We start from the raw sequence: 2,353 nt of genomic DNA, 5'->3' as shown, positions 1-2,353 counted from the left end.
GCTCTGCGCCAGCGTCTGGCGATCGGTTTTCAGCAGATAGTAATCGACAATCATTACGCCCAGCACCGGCGGGAAGACCACGCCCAGCAGCTCAAGAAAATCCACGAAACGATCGAGAATACCCAGCACAGAGCAGAGCGTGCCAAGGAAGCCCAGCAGCAGCGTAATCATGCTATAGCGCGGTTTAAAGCCGGTCAGCCCTTCCGTGGCGTTAGCAATGCCCAACGTTGAGGAGTAGAGGTTGAGGTCGTTAACACGCAGGGTCGAGAAAACCACCGCGAACAGCCCCAGCGTGCTGGTGGTCTGGGTAAGGATGGCAATGATATCGGAGGTATGCAGCTCTTTCGCTATCAGAATAGCCAGCCCGTTAACGCCATACTCACCTGCGAGGATGGTCAACAGCGTGATGGCGAAAACATCTTTACCGCTGCGTGAGAAACGCGTCAGGTCTGGCGTCATCAGGCTGGCGAGGATGGCGCCACCAATCACCATGGTAATGGCGGCACTCACGGTAATAGTCTCCGTCGCGGCGACCGGCGCTATGCCGCTTCCCGTTTCGCCGTGGAACGCATGCCAGAAAATCCAGCCGACCAGCGCGATAAACAGCGGCACCGCCACGCGCGCGGTAAAACGCAACGCCTTAAAGCCAAAGGCGACCAGCAGGGTCAGCACCGCGCCTGACAAGGAGGCGGACTGCGCGAAGCTCAGCTTGCCCCCCAGCGCGTAGCTGAGCGAGCGGGCGAAAACCGCATTCTGGATGCCAAACCAGCCGAGCAGGCTGACGGCGACCAGCAATCCGATCAGGACCGAGCCGTGGAGGCCGAAGCCGCACCAGCGCGCCAGAAGAGTGCCCGATAACCCTTCGCGCATCCCTGCATAGCCGAGCGCGAAAGTCAGCAAGCCAAACAGCAGGCTTGCCAGGGTGATGGCGGTGAAGGCTTCGCCGAGCGTCATGCTGTTGCCCAGTACGGCGCCGAGCATAAACTGATCGAGCGCGGTCAGCATGCCCATATGCACAATGGCGACGCTAAGCAGCGAGAGCCTTTCGCCCGCGGGCACTCGGCTCAACGGGTAGTCATCAAATTTACTCACAACAGGTTTTCCTTGCCGGTTTAAATAAAAGAGACGCCTTTACTGAGCAGTTTCTCTGGCAGATAGTTCTCCAGCGACTCAGCGCGGCAGTACTGCTCGAACTGTTGCAGCGAGTGCACGCCCGCCTTTTGGTAAAGGGTGGCGATGCGATTGCCAATGGTCTTCACGCTGAGGTTGTAAATCCTGGCGATCTCTTTTGCGCTGAATCGCCTGAGCAGCAGAAAGATCACATCCAGTTCGGCAGGGGTAAAAAGAGGGTGTTCGAGCTGCGTCGTCAGCACAGAGGCCTTTTGTGGATGAATAAACGTCAGCGCAGTAAGGCTCTCCAGCGGTCGTGCATTCCAGATGCAGCCCAGGAAAACATTGCGGCTATCGAATACCGGATATTTTTCGCTGATAAAAGGCGTGAGATAGTTTTTTCCATACCAGTAATGGGTTTCTATAACGGCGACGCCGGTGTTCAGCGCTTTGGCTTTTTCATCATGCTCGCAAAATTCATCGGCGCAGTCGCTCCAGGGCGTGGGAAACTCATTATCTTTTTTGCCCTCTAATGAATAGTTTTTCGGCGTGGCGGTATATAGCCTCGCCGCGGTATTCATATATAAATGCTGCGACGCCGCATCTTTAAACCCCCATGGCGTAGGTAATAGATCCATGGTAGTGGCAAAGGCGGCAAGAAAATCGTCGATACTGCGATATGGGCTGCCCATAGCGCCTCGCTGATTAAGTGCGGGTTATAATCTTTTTGCCAGATAATAACGGGCAAAGCGCTGCGCATAGCCATCCTGTTCGCCATAGACGCGATAGCCGAGCTTTTCATAAAAACCGCGAGCCTGAAAGCTTAGGGTATCCACTACAGCCATATGGCAGCCGCGGCTGCGCGCCTCTTCTTCGGCCTTTTGCATCAGCTGACGCCCTGTGCCGTGTTGGCGATAGGCCTCATCTATCCATAAATAGTGAATATCCAGCGTGCCGAACCAGGTGTGGGCCAGCAGGCCGCCCTTAATATGTTGTTCGTCATCGTACAATATAACGTTCAGCGGCTTCATATTAACGTCGGCGAAGCGGCTATTATGCTGCCAGAGCTGCTGAATAATATATTCTTCGGTCTGTTGGTCCTTAATATGGCCGATCTTTATTTCCATATAATAATGCCCATATGATAGAAATATGAATAGAAAAAGGAGGGATAGAAAACTTCCGGAATTTTCATTATTACCATGAGGCTCAGTCGGACGCAAGGGCTAATATTACCCCTGTG

Annotated in this window: 3 protein-coding genes; all 3 read right to left on the bottom strand. The window is 54.1% G+C overall.

The genetic code is table 11. The annotated features are described in order from the left end of the window. Nucleotides 1-1,092, bottom strand: a 1,092-nt coding sequence (locus B3797_RS14705; protein WP_311791465.1) for a cytosine permease, incomplete at its 3' end; no start/stop codon positions are given. A 20-nt stretch (nt 1,093-1,112) separates the two neighbouring features. Continuing rightward, nucleotides 1,113-1,802, bottom strand: coding sequence for a helix-turn-helix transcriptional regulator (locus B3797_RS14700; protein WP_311783131.1), 690 nt, complete (start codon nt 1,800-1,802; stop codon nt 1,113-1,115). 24 nt (nt 1,803-1,826) lie between these two features. Further along, nucleotides 1,827-2,237: a GNAT family N-acetyltransferase gene (locus tag B3797_RS14695; RefSeq protein ID WP_311791467.1), complete on the bottom strand. Its 411-nt coding sequence runs from the start codon at nt 2,235-2,237 to the stop codon at nt 1,827-1,829. Between the last annotated feature and the right edge of the window lie 116 nt (nt 2,238-2,353).

Origin of the sequence: Pantoea sp. UBA5923 (assembly GCF_002431095.1) — a bacterium.
GTDB lineage: Bacteria > Pseudomonadota > Gammaproteobacteria > Enterobacterales > Enterobacteriaceae > Pantoea > Pantoea piersonii.
Note: the sequence above shows the minus strand (reverse complement) of the source record. Positions and strands in the feature narration are given on the sequence as shown.